The organism is Microcoleus sp. S13_B4 (assembly GCF_036700885.1).
In the GTDB taxonomy this organism is placed as follows: Bacteria; Cyanobacteriota; Cyanobacteriia; order Cyanobacteriales; family Microcoleaceae; genus Microcoleus.
Map to the genome: position 1 here is coordinate 1 of NZ_JAUBPU010000093.1, position 15549 is coordinate 15549.

Annotated in this window: 16 protein-coding genes and 1 pseudogene; 11 read left to right on the forward strand and 6 right to left on the reverse strand. The window is 46.9% G+C overall.

Annotated features, from left to right (window positions below):
• Window positions 1-182: pseudogene (locus tag QT994_RS26210) on the reverse strand (hypothetical protein); the annotation flags it as partial.
• 152 nt (window positions 183-334) lie between these two features.
• Here QT994_RS26210 and QT994_RS26215 point away from each other — a divergent pair.
• The 4 genes from QT994_RS26215 to QT994_RS26230 all read left to right on the forward strand — a co-directional run bounded on the left by QT994_RS26215 (window position 335) and on the right by QT994_RS26230 (window position 2681).
• Entirely contained in the window at window positions 335-661 is a 327-nt protein-coding gene (locus QT994_RS26215) for a hypothetical protein (protein ID WP_333179808.1), read from the forward strand.
• Between the two features lie 2 nt (window positions 662-663).
• Window positions 664-897: a hypothetical protein gene (locus QT994_RS26220; protein ID WP_333179811.1), complete on the forward strand. Its 234-nt coding sequence runs from the start codon at window positions 664-666 to the stop codon at window positions 895-897.
• A 209-nt stretch (window positions 898-1106) separates the two neighbouring features.
• Window positions 1107-2003, forward strand: a complete 897-nt coding sequence (locus tag QT994_RS26225) for a ferritin-like domain-containing protein (RefSeq protein ID WP_333179814.1) — start codon at window positions 1107-1109, stop codon at window positions 2001-2003.
• A gap of 174 nt (window positions 2004-2177) precedes the next feature.
• The gene (locus tag QT994_RS26230) at window positions 2178-2681 is read left to right on the forward strand and encodes a YbjN domain-containing protein (protein WP_333179816.1); all 504 of its coding nucleotides are present in this window, start codon (window positions 2178-2180) and stop codon (window positions 2679-2681) included.
• Window positions 2682-2713: 32 nt separating this feature from the next.
• Here the strand turns inward: QT994_RS26230 and QT994_RS26235 are convergent, their stop codons facing one another.
• The 3 genes from QT994_RS26235 to QT994_RS26245 all read right to left on the reverse strand — a co-directional run bounded on the left by QT994_RS26235 (window position 2714) and on the right by QT994_RS26245 (window position 5191).
• Complete coding sequence (locus QT994_RS26235) at window positions 2714-3172, reverse strand: divergent PAP2 family protein (protein ID WP_006634136.1); 459 nt, start codon at window positions 3170-3172, stop codon at window positions 2714-2716.
• 14 nt (window positions 3173-3186) lie between these two features.
• Complete coding sequence (crtE, locus tag QT994_RS26240) at window positions 3187-4113, reverse strand: geranylgeranyl diphosphate synthase CrtE (RefSeq protein ID WP_333129455.1); 927 nt, start codon at window positions 4111-4113, stop codon at window positions 3187-3189.
• A 190-nt stretch (window positions 4114-4303) separates the two neighbouring features.
• A complete protein-coding gene (locus tag QT994_RS26245) occupies window positions 4304-5191 on the reverse strand; it encodes a LysR family transcriptional regulator (RefSeq protein WP_333179818.1) in 888 nt (295 codons plus the stop codon).
• A gap of 111 nt (window positions 5192-5302) precedes the next feature.
• On the opposite strand from QT994_RS26245, the gene QT994_RS26250 reads away from it, so the two are divergent.
• Window positions 5303-5791: a GNAT family N-acetyltransferase gene (locus tag QT994_RS26250; protein WP_333179820.1), complete on the forward strand. Its 489-nt coding sequence runs from the start codon at window positions 5303-5305 to the stop codon at window positions 5789-5791.
• Window positions 5792-5845: 54 nt separating this feature from the next.
• Entirely contained in the window at window positions 5846-6610 is a 765-nt protein-coding gene (locus QT994_RS26255) for a methyltransferase domain-containing protein (protein WP_333179822.1), read from the forward strand.
• Window positions 6611-6702: 92 nt separating this feature from the next.
• Here QT994_RS26255 and folD read toward each other — a convergent pair whose 3' ends face one another.
• Complete coding sequence (folD, locus tag QT994_RS26260; protein WP_333179826.1) at window positions 6703-7572, reverse strand: bifunctional methylenetetrahydrofolate dehydrogenase/methenyltetrahydrofolate cyclohydrolase FolD; 870 nt, start codon at window positions 7570-7572, stop codon at window positions 6703-6705.
• 151 nt (window positions 7573-7723) lie between these two features.
• Between folD and QT994_RS26265 the strand changes: the two genes are divergently transcribed.
• A complete protein-coding gene (locus QT994_RS26265; protein ID WP_333048896.1) occupies window positions 7724-8149 on the forward strand; it encodes a DNA-binding protein in 426 nt (141 codons plus the stop codon).
• Window positions 8150-8370: 221 nt separating this feature from the next.
• Window positions 8371-8793 (forward strand): NUDIX hydrolase, encoded by a 423-nt coding sequence (locus QT994_RS26270; RefSeq protein WP_333179829.1) that lies wholly within the window; start codon window positions 8371-8373, stop codon window positions 8791-8793.
• Between the two features lie 97 nt (window positions 8794-8890).
• Here the strand turns inward: QT994_RS26270 and QT994_RS26275 are convergent, their stop codons facing one another.
• Window positions 8891-9439, reverse strand: a complete 549-nt coding sequence (locus QT994_RS26275) for a LeuD/DmdB family oxidoreductase small subunit (protein WP_333042404.1) — start codon at window positions 9437-9439, stop codon at window positions 8891-8893.
• 178 nt (window positions 9440-9617) lie between these two features.
• Here QT994_RS26275 and QT994_RS26280 point away from each other — a divergent pair, with 178 nt between their 5' ends.
• The 3 genes from QT994_RS26280 (at window position 9618) to QT994_RS26290 (ending at window position 15376) form a co-directional block, all read left to right on the forward strand.
• Complete coding sequence (locus QT994_RS26280; protein WP_333179832.1) at window positions 9618-10493, forward strand: hypothetical protein; 876 nt, start codon at window positions 9618-9620, stop codon at window positions 10491-10493.
• 535 nt (window positions 10494-11028) lie between these two features.
• Window positions 11029-13254 carry an ATP-binding protein gene (locus tag QT994_RS26285; protein ID WP_333179835.1) on the forward strand — a complete coding sequence of 742 codons (2226 nt, stop codon included), beginning with the start codon at window positions 11029-11031 and terminating at the stop codon, window positions 13252-13254.
• A 442-nt stretch (window positions 13255-13696) separates the two neighbouring features.
• Complete coding sequence (locus tag QT994_RS26290; RefSeq protein ID WP_333048911.1) at window positions 13697-15376, forward strand: AarF/ABC1/UbiB kinase family protein; 1680 nt, start codon at window positions 13697-13699, stop codon at window positions 15374-15376.
• The last annotated feature ends 173 nt before the right edge of the window (window positions 15377-15549 follow it).

Here is a 15549-nt window from a genome sequence, read left to right on the forward strand (position 1 = left end):
ATGGTTATCAAATGGGAGCGAAAAATCAAAAATAAAGGCAATGCTATTTTATCCGGTTTAGCTGCGTAGCAGCTTATCACCTGTGATGAAAAAGGTTCCTTAAACGGATTGTCGTGAACAAAAACTTTCCGAAGGAAAGGCTCTGCTTCTAAATGAAATTCATCTTCAGTGAGAGTGTGCATATAATTGAGTCTTGTTATTATTTCTCTCAACTCCATAATATCAAATCTAAAATATCAAATCGGATGACCGTCTATCCGCCTTGCTTGCGCGGTGTTGCCGTTGTGGTAAATTAGCAATTTGCAGCAATTAGCAACTAGCAGAGAAGCAGAGAATGTCCGATATTTTTGTGATGGTACGCAATCAAAATAACATGGCAATGACTTCAGTTGATGGCGTTGCCTTCATTACTTTACTAAATCGAGACGGAGGGGTACTTGCCGAGGAGACAGTGGCTTTGATGGAGGCAGATGCGGGATTTGATGACTTGGCAGCAGGACAATATACTGTAATAGTTAGGCATGAACGGGTTGAACCGCGATCGGCCACCTGGGATGTCACAATCAGCAATGAAGATCAAGTAATCATACTGACATTTGTCTATCTAGAACCCGAACGGGTACTGCTTCGCATCCTAGCTACAGTTGAAGAGAGACTATAATCATGACAGCTAAAGTTATTCCATCACAGTCAATTAAAATGTTTCGCTATCGAGTGCATTTCTTGGCAAAAGACCTTTGGAAAGAGAAAAACCCAGTTGGTCGGATGAATCTGGCTTTACAGTTAGCGGATGCGGCGACAACGCTGGCTAGACTGGAAGTGGAGGAGACGCACAAATTTCAACAAGAGCCTGCTAGCCTTGAGGCTTCAGACTCGACGGAACCTGAAAAGTTTTGAGTGCGTGAGATTGCTTTGGGAGCCTCGCGGAACGCTTGCGTAAATGACAAATCAAAACTATTTTAGTCGATCGATCTGCGAGTAAAAAAATTGTATGTATAAAATTCAATCTGCCTGCAACACAACAACTTTCAGCCTTGCGAGGTAATTGGTTGTCAAAAAAACTGCGTTACACTTATATAAGTATCTTTATAAAACAACATAAAAGCATGACTGTTGCCTATCCCCGCAAGCTTCGCAACGCAATGGGAGCGCGCGAAATTTTAGCTAATGTAGTGCAGGATCGCGAAATTCACTTGATCACCCTCAACCGCTACCGCTACAGCGAACAGCGCAGTTGCAAAGACCTCACCGACTTGATCGAACGGCTCGACGGCGAACCGGCCGAACTCGTGCGCGACCTCTCCCGGCACATTTCCGACGAAGCGCGGCACGCTATGTGGCTCACCGACTTGCTGGTAGACTTGGGCCAAAATGTGGGAACGCCGCCGGGAGTTTCCTACATTGACGAATTTGACCGCCTGCTGGACAAAGAGCAATACCGCAACCTCGATGACGGTATAATTGCAGCCTTAGCCGCAATCAATGTCACCGAAAAGCGGGGCTGCGAATACTTCTCAGCGCACATCCACGCCCTCAAACAGGCTCCCCAAACCGCAGAAAACGTCAAAATCCGCGAAACCATCGAAAAGATTTTTCCAGAAGAAGCTGGTCACGTCCGCTGGGGCAACCGCTGGCTCGGCTCCATAGCTGCCAAAAGCCCGGAACACCGCCAGAAGGTGGAACAGGCAAAGCGCAAGTATGTGGCGATCGAACAAGCAGCTTTTGAATCGGGAATGGATATCATGTTGGGGGCAGAACTCCGCCGCGTCACCCGCCTCGTGGATATTGCCAACACCATGCCGATGTGGGAACGCCCGCAATACCTGATGGAACGCTTGCCCGCAAGCCTGCTGGCCCCCGACCTGCAAATGACCAGAGTCGATGTAGCTCAGCGGGCCTGGAACCGCGACCCGCAGGCATTTATGGAGAAATTGGTGCCCATGTTTCTCAACGGCTTGAATACCATTGAGAAGAAGCCGGCGGCGACTAAGCCCAAGGCTTAAAAACTTGCGAACCTGGTTGAAACCGCTTTGCAAGTCAAACTTGCGTCGGCCTCGGCAAACAAGCGAGATATACTGGTTCCGAGGCATAGCCTGGGAACCAGTTATTTAAAGTCATAATTTTAAGCTTTAGCAAGTAAACTGATTATTGGAATAGTTTTCCGTCTAAATATAATCATGACTACCAGCGAGCCGAACCTACAAACAGCTTCCGCAGAAAGCCAATCGAGTGAAAGCGCGATCGCCTCCGAGCAGGTCGAAAAAGCCACAGCCGTCACCTATGCAGAAGAAATTGAAACTGTCATCGCCAGCATGGCTGTAGACCAAAAAGTGATGGTCGGTCAAAGTGAAGCTGGCGGACATCTTTGGAAGTTTAAGTACGGCAGTGTTGAAGTGTTCGTGCAACTCACGGGCGAAACCGAAGATGATACTTTGACTGTTTGGGCTTTTGTACTCCAGTTGCCAGCGAAGAATGAAGCTCAATTAATGCGGAAAATCCTAGAAATGAATTGGCTGTCTACTTTAGAATCTCATTTTGCGATTGTTGATAATCAAGTTGCCGTAGTATCTACTCGGACGATCGCCGAAATCTCGACCGGGGAAATTTCCCGGGTTATTACTATTGTCGCCACGATCGCCGATGACAACGACGATATTCTGCAAGCAGAATTCGGTCAGTAGTCATTAGTTAACAGTCAACAATTAACAGTTAACTAATATGCAGGCCCTGCAATCCAAGCAATAGTGATTCCCAGCCCCAAACCGACAAGCACTTGAAAAGGAGTGTGTCCCAGCAACTCTTTCAGGCGAGCCTCATTAAGGTTGTGATCTTCCTCAAAAAACTCGTCAATAATTTGGTTGAGGATGCGAGCTTGCTTGCCTGCAGCTTGGCGGACGCCTGCTGCGTCATACATCACAATAATTGCAAAGATCGCAGCGATCGCAAACTCCGGACTTTCCCATCCCATCGTTTGTCCCACTCCAGCAGCCAAAGCGCCCACAAAAGACGAGTGAGCGCTGGGCATTCCCCCCGTTGTTACCAAATACCGAAGATTAAACTTGCGATTTTTGACCAACTCGATCGGCAGCTTCATGATCTGAGCCGCCAGACAAGCCAGCAAAGCAACCACGAGTACATGATTGTTTAATATGCCGCTGCAAATTTCCTGCATAGTGTTTGATATATCTAGTTACTGCGGCTGGTAATAAAATCGGCGATCGCCAGCAGCGGTAGAGCTTTGCTCCCAAACACTGCCAATTGAGCCTTAGCATCAGCAACAAGCTGCGAAGCTTGGCGCCGAGACTCCTCAATTCCCCACAAACTCGGATAAGTGACTTTTCCTGCTTGAACATCTTTGCCAGCAGTTTTGCCCAGTTCTTCTTGGGTAGCAGTAATATCCAGAATGTCGTCAATTATCTGGAAAGCCAACCCAATATTTTGAGCGAAACGAGACAGCCGCTGCAAATCTGCTGCTGAGGCCCCAGCCAGAATTGCCCCACAAACTACGCAAGCCTCTAACAGCGCGCCTGTTTTGTGAGCGTGAATGTAATTCAAAGTTTCCAGAGAAACATCTGTCTTTCCTTCGGATTCCAAATCAACCACTTGACCGCCTACGAGTCCAGCAGCACCCGATGCCCGCGCTAAATGGGCGATCGTCTGCAACACCTGTTGGGGGGGTACGTTCTCAGTTTTAGTGGCGATAAATTCAAAAGCATAGGTCAGCAAACCATCGCCAGCCAAAATGGCAATATCCTCGCCATAAACCTTGTGGTTCGTCAGTTTGCCGCGTCGGTAGTCGTCATTGTCCATTGCCGGCAAATCGTCGTGAATCAGCGACATCGTGTGGATCATTTCCAAAGCGCAAGCTGTCGGAATTGCCATAGATGTAGTGCCGCCGGCCAGTTCGCAGCTAGCCAGACACAGGATTGGACGCAGGCGCTTGCCCCCCGCTAGCAGCGAGTAGCGCATTGCTTCGTAAATTTTTTCTGGGTAGATGACCGGGAGTGCACTGTCGAGAGCTACCTCGATCGCCTCTTTTCGCTTGACTAGATAAGTAGATAAATCGAAAGAGGATTCCGGTTGGGACGAACCCATTTCTGTTGCCAATACCATCCCTTGCTCTCTTGTACTGAATAGTTATGTGGGATATTGTGAGCCGTTGGGGTCGCATCGTGCCGACTTTTACGGCGGTAGTTGCTCGAACTCCGAGCATCAATTAATCATTCTACGGGTGTTGTTGCACAGAAAATCTTTGAGTTTTGATAACTTTGTCAAATTGCCAGTCAATCTAAAATTTACAATCTCAAATCTCAAATCCGCTAATGTGTCTGGCGACTTCCAAAAACCGCTGCACCGCCGCCGTTGGATCGCTGCGCCAAATCAGAGTGATCGCCACAATGCAGGTTGATTCTGGCAAAGATTTGTAAACAACCCCGCTGCGCTGGAAATTTTGCATCGACGCCGGGACGATCGCCACTCCCATCTCGGCAGCTACCAGACTCACAATGGTTTGCATTTGAATTGCTTCTTGAGCCGCGCGAGGGCTAAAACCTGCTTGCTGACAAAGACTGACGATCGCATCGTACAATCCCGGAGCCTGGGAACGCGGAAATAAAATGAACGGTTCGGTAGACAGTTCGCGTAATTCCACCTTCGCGCGATCGGCCAAATGATGCGTTTGTGGAAGTGCCACGATCAGCGGTTCTCGAAAAACGATTTCAGAGTTTATCCCGTCTTCCTCAACCGGAGGGCGCACGAAGCCGATATCAATTTGCCCGAACCGCAACCGCTGCAACTGTTCGTTTGTTGTCAGTTCGTGCAGTTCGAGCTTGACGGCGGGACACCGAGTGCGAAACGCCTGCAAAATCGCTGGAACTACGTTGTGTGCTGCAGAACTCACAAAGCCGATAGTCAGTTGGCCGAGTTCGCCGCGACTGGTTTGTCGGCCGAGTTGAATTGCTCGATCGACTTGCTGCAGAATTTTCCCGGCTTCCTCGAAAAAAACCTGTCCCGCAGCCGTTAAATGCACCGTCCGCTTGGTGCGGCGAAACAGTTGAAACCCCAACTCTGCCTCTAAATGCTGGATTTGTTGGCTTAGCGGAGGTTGGGCAATATGCAGTTTTTCGGCTGCGCGAGTGAAATTCAATTCCTCTGCAACTGCAATGAAATAACGCAAATGCCGAAGTTCCATAGCTCCCCAATTATTTATATTTTAAAAGTATAAGTTGTTAGTCAAACATATATTGGACATTAATGATGATATTTCATACAGTGATTAATAGGCGAAATTCAGAATCAAACAATGGCAAATTTGGATATCAAAGTTAGAGAAGCAGAGCTGATAGATTTGGAACTAATTCTGGCTTTTATTTCGCAAAAATCAGAATTCGATGGATTTCCACATCTTTTACAAGCAACAGCAGACAAATTGAAGCAAACACTATTTGTCGAGTCTCCCCTAGTGCGAGTATTGTTGGCGGAAGTTGGTGACACAGCGGTAGGGTTTGCGATGTTTTATACTTCCTATTCAAGTCTTTTGGCGCAGCCTTGCCTTTGGCTTGATGATTTATTTGTGCAATCTCATTTTCGCGGTATGGGAGTCGGTACAGCACTGTTAAAGTCTTTGGCACAAATTGCTGAGTCAACAAATTGCGGGCGTATGGAATGGACTGTTAATACTGGCAATACGCCGGGAATTGCTTTTTACCAAAAGCAGGGAGCGCGCCTTTTGCAAAATATTAGGGTTTGCCGTATTGATGGGGATGGAATTGGTCTGCTTGCTGGCAAATAATTTAATAACGAACCGCGAAGGCGCGAAGGACACGAAGAGAAGAGGAGAGAAGAGATGTCACAAGATTTTTGGAACTCAGTGCTTTATGAGAAAAATCATGCTTTTGTTTGGCAGTACGGTGAATCAATTGTGGAGTTACTCGCTCCGAAGGCTGGTGAACAAATTCTGGATTTGGGCTGCGGTACGGGACAGTTAACGGAAAAGATTGCTCAAAGTGGTGCTTTTGTGCAAGGTATTGATTCATCTTTGTCGATGATTTCCACGGCCAAAGTAAACTACCCTCACATCAACTTCGCTGCAGCGGATGCGAGGAATTTTAAAGTAGAAGAGCCATTAGATGCTGTGTTTTCTAATGCGGTTTTGCACTGGATTAAACAGCCGGATGCTGTGATTAATTGTGTGGAAAAAGCCCTGAAGCCGGGAGGGCGTTTTGTGGCTGAGTTTGGCGGTAAGGGGAACGTGGGGGCGATCGTCCGCGCGCTTTTGAGTGTTTTGTCAGAAATTGGCTGCCAGGAGCCTGAAGCGCTTAATCCTTGGTATTTTCCGAGTATTGGCGAGTATGCTGGGCTTTTGGAAAAGCAGGGATTTGATGTCGGTTATGCGGTTTTGTTCGATCGACCGACTCCCCTCGAAGGTGGCAGCGCGGGTATGGTAAATTGGATTGAGATGTTTGCTGGTGGGTTTTTGTCGGGGTTGTCTGATGATGTGCGATCGCACGTAATTAACGCAGTTGAAGAACGTTTGCGATCGGCGCTGTACCGCGATGGTAATTGGAGTGCAGATTACCACCGAATTCGCGTTGTTGCTGTCAAACAGTAGGGTGCGTCGCTTCCTGAAAACTCGATCGATTTTTCACCAGAATTTTCGACAGGGATGCACCCTACGTTAGGTGTATTTATAATGACTAATTACTACTTAATACTGTAGGTCGAAACGGTATTTTCCAACAGCATAGCGACAGTCATTGGCCCGATTCCTCCCGGCACCGGCGTGATAAATTCGGCTACTGTTTTAACAGCATTAAAATCCACATCTCCAGCTAAACGACTCGTACCGTCTGGATTGACGACGCGGTTAATACCGACATCAATTACTACTGATCCGGGTTTGACCATATTAGCTGTAACCATTTCTGTGCGGCCGACTGCGGCTATTAGAATATCAGCTTGATTGGTAATCGATTCTAGGTTTTGCGATCGCGAATGAGCTACAGTAACAGTACAATCGGCTTCTAATAGCATCAGCGCCATCGGTTTACCTACCAAAATACTCCGTCCCAAAACAACGGCATTTTTTCCTTTCAAATCAATCTGGTATTCTTGCAATAACCGCATCACTCCGGCGGGAGTACAACTCCGCAAACCTTCCTCCCCGCGCACGAGACGGCCTAAATTTACAGGGTGAAGTCCGTCAGCATCTTTGTCGGGGGCAATTTGGTACAGCAGCGCAATTGCATCTAAGTGTTCTGGTAGCGGTAATTGAACTAAAATGCCATCTACTCGATCGTCCTCGTTGAGTGCACGAATTGCAAGTTCTAGTTCGGCTTGAGTAGCGTTTGCGGGGTAATGCTGGCCGAAGGAAGCTATGCCAACTTTAGCGCAGGCTCGCTCTTTATTGCGAACATAGGCTGCGCTGGCCGGGTTGTCCCCTACCATCAGCACCGCAAGTCCCGGAGGACGCCCCTTTTGGGGTTGTAGGGCGCGGACTCGATCGCTCAGCTCGCTTTGAATCTTTGTCGCTAAAGCTTTGCCATCTAGTATTTGAGCAGTTTTGGCATCCATTGTAGACTCTGGGTTAGGGGCTGACGATTTTAGATTTTAGCTTAATCCCCGTCAAGGACTACACTAGAGAAATTTCTTACTTGCGATCGATTCTTTGGATTCTGTTAAAGTAAGTCGTATCTCAAATCTCAAATCTCAAATTAGTTGACCAATGACTACTGCAATTAAGCAAGTTTGGGTTCAAAGATTCTGCACCGGCTCTTTGTCGCTAATCCTCGCCAGCGGTTTTTTCAGTTGCGGCAATTTACCTCTGTCTCAACTTAATCTTGGTTTTAATGTGGCTAGCATTGGCGAGGTTCAACAAAAGCGGCAAGTGGATGCTGAAGTTTATCTCCGGGGAAAGGTGGAAAATCGCGCTCCGTTTGTGGGGAATGCGGCTTATCAACTTGAGGATGGTACTGGCAGTATTTGGATTTTAACTAACCAGGCTTTGCCCCAGCTTGGCGATGAAGTTTTGCTGAAGGGAGAAGTCCGCTATAAGAGTATTACTCTGAAGGACTTGGCCGGAAAGGATTTAGGTGAAGTTTATGTTGAGGAAATGGAACAATTAAAGCGCACTCCAGCGCGTAATAAATAAAAACACGAAGATGCTAATTTATTTCAATAAGTAAATGTATTTCATTAAAATCAAATGTTTATAGTTGTGATTGGGCGATGGGGAGCTGTTTATTTATCTTCACATTTCATTAACTATAATATTATTATCTGGGCGGATTTACCTATATTTTTGGTTAATTTTACAGATGTTGGTGAACCCGATCCTACACCAATTTCTTCCTTCTCTTTTCTTTTTAACACATGACTAAAATCCACGTTGCGATCGCAATTTTGTACCGAGAGGGCAAGTTTCTCTGTCAGTTGCGGGACGATATTCCTCATATCAGGTATCCGGGACATTGGGCTTTGTTTGGCGGACACTTGGAACCCGGGGAAACGCCGGAAGTTGCTGTAGTGCGGGAATTGAAAGAAGAAATTAGTTATGCTCCTGCAAGTGTTTCTTTTTTCTGTTGTGATGTCGAAAAAGATGTCGTTCGCCACGTTTTTCATGCACAACTTAGTGCGGATGTCAAGGATTTAGTTCTGCTTGAGGGGTGGGATATGAAGTTGTTGACACCGGAGCAGATTCGGGCGGGAAAATGCTTTTCTGAGCAGTCAGGAGATGTCCGGCCTTTGGGCATTGCTCACCAGCGTATTTTATTAAATTTTATGGAGTCGATTTGAGAAAATTTCCGCGCACTCTACATTGCATGGGTTTGATTAGGGAGATATTCGTAAGGTGCGCCCGGTGGTACACCCTACATTGCAGGGGTTTTAAAAGTTAAGAGCGAGCCGCAATCATTCCCGTTTGGCGCGCGTAGTCAAACAGCCCTCCGGCATCAATGACTGGGCCTACTTCTCCTAAAGGTTTGAGGGAGAAAGTTCGATCGAGAGTGTGGTTGACAATTACCTCTGCTGTAAAGTCGATCGTCACTTCTTGGCCTGTTACAAACAAGTCGCAGAGCCGCTCGACTGATTCGATCGGGTACAATTCGCCAGTAGCCGAGCAATTGCGAAAGAAAATGCGGGCGTAAGACAAAGCCACCACTGCTGTGACGCCGGCGGCCCCCAGAGCTATCGGAGCGTGCTCCCGCGAAGAACCGCAGCCAAAATTTTCGCCCGCTATGATAATCGGATACCGGGTTTTCTGTTCACCGGATTCGATAAACTTACCGTAGCGATCGGGCAACCCAATCATAGCGTAACTGCCTAGTTTCTCGTACTCATCCGGCTTTGAGGGAACCAGGGTCAGGTATTCGGCCGGGATAATTTGATCTGTATCGATGTTGTCGTCTACAACAAAAATTTGACCGCTAATTACTTTACCCATAGTTTATTTCCTGTTAGCCTCGCTCGATGCTGTGGTGATAATTTTAAGTGGATCGGTATGCAGGATTTGCATCTGTTCATTTTAACCTGGCAGTGTCAGTGATAACCTGTATGAGTAAAAATTAGATCCGAGACTTTGGGTTAACAATTAACAGATTGCTAAGCGTCAAGATAGTTTTATGACCAATCCAATAGATGACATTGCTCGACAAGCTCGCGAGGGCTCGGTTGCATCGATTATTCAAATCCTTAACGACGAACTGGCACAAGTAAGTGTCAGAGCCCGAGCCGTATTTGCAGACGGGGTGCTGCAACTGCTGTGCGAAGCTGCAACGCCCCAACTGCTCGAAGAGTCTAGTTTGGTCGATCGAGTCCGAGAAATTTTGGAACGCATTTCGCCCCACAATATTCGCCGAGTCAACATCAACAGCCGACTTGTCCGAGAACACCAACTGCTGTGGCTCGAAGAAATTAGCCGCGATCCGGAGAATCAACTGTTGTGGTCTCAAGAAATTAAACTCCGAAAGCCTAATTTGTTCAAGCGTTTAGCCACCGCCCATCACCAACGCCAAGCTGTGGCAGGCAAGCGGGCTTTGCCGAGAATCGCTATACCTCGATCGATGCAGCAACCGCGGCAATTTCAGCGTGGTATCGTCGGCGGCATCAGCTTGACCGTGCTGTTGCTTGCAGCAGCGGCTGCCATCCACAAAGGACTTAATTCCCAAGTCGCAAACAACACACAAGCCAGCACCCAAGCAGTTGCCACAGCCGCTTCCTCTGAAGCAAAACCTGCTTTGAAAATTTCTAAGGAGACTGTTAATTCTGCTGTTGACTCTTTTGCCCAAGCAGTGCGAGTAGCCGAACAAGCAGCCACCCAGGGCAAAACCGCTCAATCTCGCCAGGATTGGTTAGTCGTAGCTGCTAAGTGGCAGCAAGCTTCCGATTTGATGGCCGCCGTGCCTTCCAAGCATCCCCGCTACACAATGGCTCAGAACCGGACGGCACTTTACCGCCAAAATAGCGATAAAGCCCAACAGGAAGCACAAAATAAGTAAGCACGTAAGTCGGATAAATTTAACCCTAGAGTTCGCCGCCCTGCTCTAGGTGTTGTGAAAAATGAGTTTTTGAGTAAAAACTCGGAAACTATCAGCTATGTTATGAGTGATAATTTGGGGATTTTGAATTTTTGCGATCGGCATTATTCGATCGGCGGATTTGTATCACAATAAAAATTTGTTAAGATGGCAAACTTAAATAGGAAACATCACAGGGTGAGGATAAGGGTGTCACTAAGCGATCTCTAGAAAAGCTTCATACTACTAATAACCGTCAAAATTAGCGGGAATGGGATTGATTATCATTCGGTAAAGGATGGTAAAGTTCATTTCGTACAGATCGAAGGGTAGAAAACACGAAGATAGAAATCTGTCAGATCTGGGTATATTTTTACATATCGAACGACCCGCCGAGCGGCTGCACAAACACAGAAAGCAGAGTCATAACAGTCAAGCCGACAGTTATCGAAAGGTTCTATATTTGTTGTTGCAGCGGGAGTCGGCTCAAACATCTTAGAATAAAGGCTTGGTTGCCATGATCGATCGCCAGGGAAATCAATACTTGAGTCCGATCGACCGATCGCCGTCAGAGTCTTGCACTTTGCATTTACCGCAAATCGCAGAACCACTATCAGTCCAAAAATTTCTGGATCGTCTTATGCAGCACCAGGTCGATCCTGCCCTTCTTGGGCGACAAATTTGCCAAATTCTCGCGACCAGCTTTGATGGAGAAATCCTGCAGCAGCAAATAGCCACTACTTTGGGGGTTGCATGGGGGGCAGATTTCTGTTTTTTTGCTGCTGTGGCTGACCAAAAAGTAGTACATCCGAATGCTTACTGGCAAAATAGCAGGGATTTTCCCTATGTTGCCGATGTTGCGGATTCCACTGAAACACCGGAACACCCCCAAACCACAAGATTAAAACCGCCTAGCATATCACTCGAACATCCCGTTTGGGCAAACGTCCTAGCAGACGGCGAGATAGTGGCGATATCCGACTATCTCGATATTCCGGCAGCTTCATCGCCCAATTCCCCTGTGACTGCGCTGCCTTTTCGGGCACTTCTGGCAGGGCCTGCGCGATTTGGAGGGGCTGTAAATGGCATGATGATTGTTGGTAAGTCGCAACCTCACGAGTGGTCGGTAGCCGACCTCCAGCGCCTTGAAGCAGCATCAGACGCGATCGGCAGCGCCATTTCTCACATTCAAAAAACTCAAGAAATTGCCCGCTTAAACGAACAGTTACAGCGACAAGCTAAATACAAAAATCTACTCAAGTCAGTTGCTGCCTCGATTGACACGAGTTCAGAAGTCGATCGAATATTGCAGCAAGTTATTGAAAATACCGTCGCTACCCTGGAAGTAGATAGAGGCCAAATCCTGCTATTGAAATATACAGATCCTCTATTTACAACTCGCTCCCCAAATCAAACTCCCAAAGCGAAAGTCGAATTAGTTTGCGAATCCGTTGTAAAAAAAGATCCAAACAAACAGCCACTAGCCCAAAGCGCGGTCAGCAAAAAAAGCTCAACATCCAAAACAAAAAACAAGGATAAAACTGCTAATTCCCAATCCAGAATCCCCAACTCAAAACCAAATAACTCTCGCGCTTTTTGGCTGTCAGAATCTAATTTGTGCCACCAAGCATTCCACATCGCACCCAAACCCCTCGCCCTCGCTGACGCAGGCGCATTAATCGGCAAAGAACAAGACGCAGCCACAGAAATTTTGAAACTCCAAGGCATTCGCGGCTTGCTGCTGGTTCCCCTCACGGGCGGTAGCCGCCAGGAAACAGTTTTGGGTTTCTTCGTTTTGCAGCACTCCGAGCCGCGCGTTTGGAGCCCGGAAGAATTAGAAGTTCTCGAATCAGTCAGCGCTCAAGCGAGCAAGATGATGATCCAAACTCAGACGGTTAAGGAATTGCAAACCGTAGTCTTGGACAGAACCGCTCAGTTGCAGCAAAGTCTAGAGGTGCAGGGGAAACTGTACGAACAATCGGCCAATCAGCTAGAGCAAATGCGGAAATTGAAGCTGATTAAAGACGAGTTTCTCAGCACTCTGAGTCACGAGTTGCGTACCCCTTTAACAATCATGAAGCTGGCGATTCTGATGCTCAAACAAGCTGAACTGCCGTCAGCGAATCGGACTAAGTATCTCGACATACTAGAACAGCAGTGTTCTAAGGAAACTGCTCTGGTTAGCGATTTGCTGGCCCTCAAGCAGTTTGAGCTTCAGCAATTCCCGATTTCTCTAATCAAAATCGATCTCAACCGTTTATTTCAAGATTTAGCTGGGGATTTTGAGAAACAGTGGGCGGATAAGCAATTGACTCTGAAGCTAGATTTGCCCAAGTTGACCCCTTCCTGGGAAACCGACCCGGACATTCTCAATCGGGTGCTGCTGGAACTGCTGACGAATGCTGGCAAATACTCTGCTTTTGGAACGGCGGTAGTTTTAGAGGCGTCTGAGGCAGCCGGCTATATTGTCCTGAGCATTTCTAATTTCGGGCGCGGCATTTCTGCTGCTGATTTGCCCCACATCTTTGACAAGTTCCGCCGCGGCACTGGCATTACTGACCAAGCTATCGCCGGTACGGGTTTGGGTCTGGCTCTGGTAAAGTCTTTAGTGCAGCACTTGAATGGTACTATTGATGTATCTAGCTCTCCGGCAGAAAGTTCCGAAGCTGACAATTTGTGGCGCACATCTTTTACTCTGACTCTGCCGCAATTTCCAGCGGAACTCTCTAATGTAGAAGAATAGTTCGGTTGAGAAGCTGCTGGTAATTGGCAGCCAACAGGCGCAACGAGAAGACTTGCCAAAAAAGGGAGATTGGGAAATGTCGTAAACGCTACCAAGTCCTCTGTTTTGAATTGTTGGTCTGGTTGCCGTATAAATTGTCGGTTCTCGATTGCTGATTTTCCCGATGACTTATATTATGCCTGGTTATTGGCTCGTAATTAGCGCGTTTTTGTAGTGAGTACGACTGTCCTCTATTGATGAATTAATCAGGACTTGCATTACTTACTAGGAACTTAATTATAATTGTATAGTCGGAGATGATATTACGCAGTATAGACCAAAGAAACTGAGTTTTTTAACTGTTTCAAAGACCTGCAACCCGTCTTTTCCTACAAGCCGGTTTCTGCGTCCTAGATTGTCCCCTAAAAATTGTCACGGTGCATGGAATTCGATCGCCAATATTATGCTCACAAAAGCTGCACCTAAAACCCTGCGTTGGCAACGTTCTAAATATTCGCCACTGGCACGACAAATAGACATTTTTGCAGCGGCGGGAAAGTTTATGTTTTTTTTGTGGTGGGATAGACTGCTGCAAAATAATTCGCCTCATACTAGAAGAATTCGCGCTCATTGGTTGGTCAATACTTTGCTGAATTTAGGCCCGACTTTTATTAAAATCGGGCAGTCTCTCTCGACTCGGGCGGATTTGCTGCCGCTTGAGTATGTTAAGGAACTCGAACAGTTGCAGGATCGGGTTCCTCAGTTTAGTTCGGAAGAAGCGATCGCTCTTGTAGAATCAGAGTTAGGCAAGGATATTTATGCTTTGTACCGCGATTTTGACCCGTCGCCGATCGCTGCTGCGAGTCTGGGACAGGTGCACAAAGCGAGGCTGCACACCGGGGAAGATGTGATTGTGAAGGTGCAGCGTCCGGGTTTGGAAAGTTTATTCGACTTGGATGTGAAGGCTGTTCGCCAAGTAATGCGTTTTTGCGATCGCTATTTGCCTGGGACGCGCAAATATGACCTGGAATCTATTTATCACGAGTTTTTTAAGATTTTATATCAAGAAATTGACTACGTGCAAGAAGGTAAAAATTCCGATCGCTTTAGCCATAATTTTCGAGAATATCCTCAGGTTATTGTCCCGAAAGTCTACTGGCAATACACGACTAAAAAAGTGCTGACTCTAGAATACGCACCCGGCATTAAGGTGGACGACCGCATTAGTTTAGAGGCGATTGGAGTAGATATTGTGAAGCTCAATCAGCTCGGAATTTGCTGTTATTTGAAACAGTTGTTAATTGACGGTTTTTTTCAAGCTGACCCGCATCCGGGAAATTTGGCGGTGACAGAAGATGGTAGCTTAATTTTTTATGATTTTGGGATGATGGCGGAGGTGAAGTCTCTGGCTAAAGACCAAATGGTCAAGACTTTTTTTGCTGTGATGAGAAAGGATACTGACGAGGTACTCAATACTTTAATTACGATCGGCTTGGTTGAGCCGATGCCGGATATGATGCCGGTGCGCCGACTGATTGCTTTTCTGTTGGATAAGTTTATTGATAAGCCGATCGACTTTCAAGCTTTTAATGAAATTAAGAACGAACTTTATATCATGTTCGAGCAGCAACCGTTTCGCTTGCCGGCAGAAATGATGTTTATTATCAAGTCGGTGACGACTCTCGACGGCATTGCTAGAACTCTCGACCCTGAGTACAATTTCATAGCATCCGCTCAGCCTTTTGTCAAGAGTATTGCGGTGAGCAAGGGGCGGGGAAATGCGATCGGAGAATTGGCAAGGCAAGCCCGAAGTTTTATTACATATAAGTTACGGCAGCCGAGCAAATCGCAAGTATTTATCAAGCGTTTGGAGCAGCGAATAGAAGAGGGCGAACTGCAAATTAGAGTGCGAAATATTGAGAGCGAAAGAGCCTTGAAACGCATTAATTTAGCCCTGAAAACTCTAATTTTCGCTTGTCTGACCGGTTTTGTGTTTTTGTCGGGTGCAGTGCTGCTGGTGGGCGGATATCAAACGGGGGCGATCGCAGCTTTTGCGGTTTCGGGATTCGGCGGCTTGTTTGTGTTGCGCTCGTTGTTAGATTTGTTGGTTAAGGAAAAGCTCGATCGAATGGTCGAGCGATAAATATACTCGGTAATTGGGAATTGCGATCGTAGTCAGGACTTTAGCCCTCATTAAAAAGACTAATGCTGACTCATTTCTCCTGCATTTGTAGGTTATTTAGGGCTTGCTGAATATATCGATCGCATATTACGTGGCCTGGGTTAAGAACTGGTGCGTTCGAGAGTCATCGCCGT